Source organism: bacterium (assembly GCA_040755795.1).
Classification (GTDB): domain Bacteria; phylum UBA9089; class CG2-30-40-21; order CG2-30-40-21; family SBAY01; genus JBFLXS01.
Window position 1 is genome coordinate 1 of record JBFLXS010000334.1, and the last position, 4,596, is coordinate 4,596.

Annotated in this window: 6 protein-coding genes; 2 read left to right on the forward strand and 4 right to left on the reverse strand. The window is 36.2% G+C overall.

Annotation, left to right across the window (positions count from 1 at the left end; translation table 11 throughout):
• The first annotated feature begins 457 nt into the window (after positions 1-457).
• Positions 458-1,162, forward strand: a complete 705-nt coding sequence (locus AB1414_16010; GenBank protein ID MEW6608924.1) for a hypothetical protein — start codon at positions 458-460, stop codon at positions 1,160-1,162.
• Positions 1,163-1,384: 222 nt separating this feature from the next.
• Here AB1414_16010 and AB1414_16015 read toward each other — a convergent pair whose 3' ends face one another.
• On the reverse strand, positions 1,385-1,777 hold the full coding sequence (locus AB1414_16015; protein ID MEW6608925.1) for a type II toxin-antitoxin system VapC family toxin: 393 nt from the start codon (positions 1,775-1,777) through the stop codon (positions 1,385-1,387).
• On the reverse strand, positions 1,774-2,013 hold the full coding sequence (locus AB1414_16020; GenBank protein ID MEW6608926.1) for a type II toxin-antitoxin system Phd/YefM family antitoxin: 240 nt from the start codon (positions 2,011-2,013) through the stop codon (positions 1,774-1,776). Before AB1414_16020 ends, AB1414_16015 begins: the two co-directional genes overlap by 4 nt.
• A 162-nt stretch (positions 2,014-2,175) precedes the next feature.
• Between AB1414_16020 and AB1414_16025 the strand changes: the two genes are divergently transcribed.
• Positions 2,176-2,322, forward strand: a complete 147-nt coding sequence (locus AB1414_16025; protein ID MEW6608927.1) for a hypothetical protein — start codon at positions 2,176-2,178, stop codon at positions 2,320-2,322.
• A gap of 77 nt (positions 2,323-2,399) precedes the next feature.
• Here the strand turns inward: AB1414_16025 and AB1414_16030 are convergent, their stop codons facing one another.
• Both AB1414_16030 and AB1414_16035 read right to left on the reverse strand, forming a co-directional pair.
• Positions 2,400-2,591, reverse strand: coding sequence for a hypothetical protein (locus AB1414_16030; GenBank protein ID MEW6608928.1), 192 nt, complete (start codon positions 2,589-2,591; stop codon positions 2,400-2,402).
• 2 nt (positions 2,592-2,593) lie between these two features.
• Positions 2,594-3,067: a type II toxin-antitoxin system VapC family toxin gene (locus AB1414_16035; protein MEW6608929.1), complete on the reverse strand. Its 474-nt coding sequence runs from the start codon at positions 3,065-3,067 to the stop codon at positions 2,594-2,596.
• Positions 3,068-4,596: the final 1,529 nt, after the last annotated feature.

Sequence of the window (4,596 nt, forward strand, 5' to 3'; positions counted from 1 at the left end):
TATAGCATTTCCTCCTCTTGATGTCAACTAAGCAGATTATTTCTTTTTTGTCACTTTGGCATCTTTTATCACCCAAAACTCTTCCAAACCTACACCATAACTAAAAGTCATTTGCAACGCTCTCGTTTAAATAAAATGCAAGAAACAGATATTCAATCTCTACTACTACTATAAACAGGTCGCTCCTACGGAGCTACAAACATATTGCTTTTGCGAAATACTACAAACAGATTGCTCCTACGGAGCTTTATTCATATTAGCTCCAGAGGAGCGATATATTTGTAGAAAGATTATCTCCCTCATAACAAATTAGCTCCATAGGAGCGGGCTGTTTATTCTTTTTCTCATCCTAATTGGGGGATATTTTATCCTTCTATTTCACAGGTTGGAAAAATTCAGAAAAAAGTTCTTGACTTTAACCAGTTAAAAGGATATAATTTCAAATGGAGAAAAAACTATGGCTATTTCATTGATAAGGGAAGAACAAGAGCATTTTCTTAGGATATTGCCTATATTATTAAAGAAGGATGAGCAATTTAAAACCTCACTCTATTCCGTCTTAAGCGAGACTTTTGTTAAAAAGGATGACTTTTCTGAGCTTAAGGAGATAGTCAAGGAGCTTGCAATCGCACAAAAAAGGACAGAGGAGGAATTAAAAGCCCTTACAAAATCCCACGAAGCCCTTACTGAAGAAGTAAGAACACTTACAAAATCCCACGAAGCACTTACTAAAGAAGTAAGAACTCTCGCTGTTTCTCAAAAGGGTTTCCAGAAACACTTAGGCACTCTTGACCATACAGTTGGCTTTAGGCTTGAAGACGAATCATTCAAGGCACTTCCACATCTTCTTAAAAGAGACCTTGGATTAGAAATTATAGGAAGGATTAAAAGAGATTATATTGAAACAAAGAAGGGAAGATATATAGAGGTGAACATCTTTGGAAGGGGAAGGTTGCAGAACAAGGAATATTTTATTCTAGGAGAAGCAAAGTCCCAACTTCAAAGGAGGGATGTTGATGATTTTATAAAACATGCTGAGATGGTAAAGGAATATATGACAGAAGAACAGATAAGGCTTCTTGTAACCTACCAGGCACATCCCGGTGTTCAAGATTATGTTAAAAAACAAGGGATTAGGCTATATTTTTCGTATGAATTTTAAAGGAGAGAAGTTTCACGCCAGGGTGCAAAGACCGCAAAGAAAAAAATACCTTTGCGTCCTTTTCGTGAAAAAAAGGGTGTTAGAAGTTTTTTACCGAGAATTGTTGATTTTACAAAAAATTATTGAGAGATAAAAGAAAATATATTAAAATAAAATAATAAAGTGGGAGATTTAAAAATGAAAGAATCATTAAGATATTTAAATAATGCCAGGTGCAAATTGTTAGACACGGTTTAGGACAGAAACAGGATAGGCACAAATGGACCCATCCACTGTAACAATTGTCAAATTGTGTTCTATTGCTTGGCAGATCAACATACGATCAAACGGATCACGATGAATTTTAGCAAGGTTAGCAAGTTGAGATACACTGGTTTCATCAAGAGATAAACTGGCTATCTGATGTCTTTGGCGTTGTATCGGTAAATAGATGTTTGGGGGTTGGGGTAATGAAAGTCTCCCCAATTCGTATTTAATGATCGCCTCCCACAGCGAGACAATACTTAAGTAGACTTCGTTAATAGGATTACGAATGGTATCTCGCATATCTTCTGGTAATCGTTTGTCCCCGCTGATGAACCAGAGAAAGATGTGACTATCCAAAAGTAGTTTCATTGTTCTTCAAACTCCTGAATGATACTTTCTGGCAATGGATTGTCAAAGTCATCTGATACGATAAACTCTCCCTTGCATAATCCAAAAGGTCGTAGTTGTTTAGAAGTCGAAACAACAGGTCTGAATTCTGCCAGTGGCTTACCATCCTTCATAACAACAATCGTCTCTCCAGATTCCACATGTGGAAGATAAACCGATAAATTTTGTTTTATTTCATCTACACTAATTTGAACCATTTTAAAAAATCCCCGTAACTATTCAGCCACTGATTAACACAGATTAGCACGGATAAAAAAATAGTAAGCATTCAGGTGGTGTAACAAAAGGAGATGTGGAGATTAAGGAGATAGGGAGATATTATTAAAAAAATTGAAATTAATAGAAACTAATAGAAATTTATGGAAATTTGTTGTTTTCCACAATCAATTTCTACCTATTTCTATAAATTTCAATCTATTTCTATTATCTTATCTCCATATCACTCTTATCTCCTTATCCCCTTTCTTACACTTTTGATATATAGCCTGAACGGTTACAAAAAATAAAATCAGTGTTTCATCTGTGTCCATCTGTGGCTGAATAGTTACAAATCCCCTTCCTACCTTTTTGTGTTCCCGCGTTTCTAACGATCAAGTTCAGCGGCGGCGGAACGCCGTCCGCTGCAACGATTGGTTATCTGATTGACTACCTTGAAATTTTCTTTCTTTTCGTTATTTCGCAGATTTTGAAAAAAAGTGTGCAGATCATAATTTGCTTGCTTTGCAAGTTCTTCACCTGCTTTGTGGACATCTTGGACAATTGAGTCTTGCCACATAGTTACACCTCCATTAACTCCTCTGGTGTGCAAATAATCGGTGTGTGAATACCAAAGGGCTCGTTTATCTTCATTAACTTCTTAATAACTTCACCATTAGCAAGGTGTGCACAATTCCAGGTTATAAGATAATCAATGTTATGAACAGAGGCAACAGCAAGATGAGCAGCGTCACGGAAAGACTTTTCTGGAATTTCTAATTTTTCCATGTATACTTGTGCCATTTCCTCAACTTTATTATTCAATTCCAAATGAGGAAAGTCCTTTAGTTCTTCTAACCTTCTTTTAGCCGCTTCTTGATCACCCAATCCAGCTTCTTCAATTACAACCTCAGATATAAAAATGTTAAATTGTCCTACTGCCATAGGCCACCATTGGCGTGTAATTTCTTGATGAGCAAGGACTATGATGTCTCGACTTGGCTTAGAAGTATAATAGCTCACTACTGTAGTCTCAAGGTATATTGATTCTTTCATTCAGTACCTCTTTCATCCTAATATTTATGAAATCATTTGTCAGATAACGATAAAGTTCAGGTGCGGCGGGGAGAATTACCACAAAAGTTTGATAGCAAGATAAAACTTTGAGAGACCACAAAACTCTAATTACGGCACAGTCCCCCGCCGTCAACTGCAACGCAGGGTTAGACAAAAGCTCTGATTCGCTGTCTTTTCCTTTTCCTCTGCCTCACCGAATTATTGTGCATTCCACATTCACGGTTTGCCCCTAAAATATCTCCTTTTTATTTTCTCACACAAAGCCACAAAGAACACAAAGGTTTATTGTTTTATTCAATTCCTTTGTGACTTTGTGTCTCTGTGTGATTATTTGTAAGCGTTCAGGTGGTAATTTACCGCAGAGACGCAGAGAAACAGAGAGGAAAATCTCTCTTTTTCGTGTTTATCGCGTTTTTCGGTGTTTAAAAAGGCTTAAAAACAGTTAGTCAAAAGTAAGTATTAAAAGATTAATAAACAACGAAAGCCTCGAAAGGCACACAAAAAAAAGGAAATTTCTGTCTCTGGTGAATAGATTTTAATTTTGTAACTATTCAGCTTCCATTTTTTTCCTTTTAACACTGAAAGTGTTAAATTTCACATAACCGTAGATATAATCTACGGAAAAAGACTCGTGAGCACTACTCGACCCTGAAAGGGTCGAATTTTATCCATCGCCTGAAATTCAACCCTTTCAGGGTTGAGATGTCGTAGATGTTTCGTTTCCGCAGGTTTCTCCTGCGGTTATGTAAAATTTAAACCTTTCAGGTTTGATAAAAAAAGACAGTTAAAAAATGACGAAACTACATTGCTGAATAGTTACTTAATTTTTTTCTCTGCGTCTCTGTGTTTCTGCGGTGAACAGTTACGCGGTTAATTTCTTTGCGTTCTTTGCGGTTAAAAAAGGATAAATCACAAAGGGCACAAAGTAGTAACGCAAAGGACACAAAGGGAAGAAAATAGGTAAAGCATTTTTTATCAACTCAACTTCAAAGGATAAGTTGCAAAAAAAAATCATCAGGCTTTTGAGCCTAATTTTGCCATCTTTGAGCAAAATAAACAGATTGATAAGGATTCAAATAGCCTCAATGGCTCCTTAAATTAACGAAACTCCAGGAGTAAAATAGTATGAAGTATTTTTCCCCCTTTACTTGCTTGGTATGCTGAATAGTTACTTAACCGCAAAGAACGCAAAGAAATCAACCGCAAAGAACGCAAAGATTAAAGGAGAAAGGAATCATAGAAAATTCACGAAACTCCAGTTACTAAATGATGGCTTTTTTGCCATACTACAAGTTGTCTAAAATCATCTAACTTCTCATTCATTTTCTTTCCCTTTCCTACTTCCCTACTCTCCTACTTTCCTACAGGGTGAATAGTTACCAAAAGATTGTAACCGTTCAGGCTATATATCAAAAGTGTAAGAAAGGGGATAAGGAGATAAGAGTGATATGGAGATAAGATAATAGAAATAGATTGAAATTTATAGAAATAGGTAGAAATTGATTGTG

Bases quoted from the DNA above. Each gene is read 5' to 3' on its own strand.
- AB1414_16010 (MEW6608924.1), top strand. From the start codon at position 458: ATGGCTATTTCATTGATAAGGGAAGAACAAGAGCATTTTCTTAGGATA.
- AB1414_16030 (MEW6608928.1), bottom strand. From the start codon at position 2,591: ATGTGGCAAGACTCAATTGTCCAAGATGTCCACAAAGCAGGTGAAGAA.
- AB1414_16020 (MEW6608926.1), bottom strand. From the start codon at position 2,013: ATGGTTCAAATTAGTGTAGATGAAATAAAACAAAATTTATCGGTTTAT.
- AB1414_16035 (MEW6608929.1), bottom strand. From the start codon at position 3,067: ATGAAAGAATCAATATACCTTGAGACTACAGTAGTGAGCTATTATACT.
- AB1414_16015 (MEW6608925.1), bottom strand. From the start codon at position 1,777: ATGAAACTACTTTTGGATAGTCACATCTTTCTCTGGTTCATCAGCGGG.
- AB1414_16025 (MEW6608927.1), top strand. From the start codon at position 2,176: ATGGAAATTTGTTGTTTTCCACAATCAATTTCTACCTATTTCTATAAA.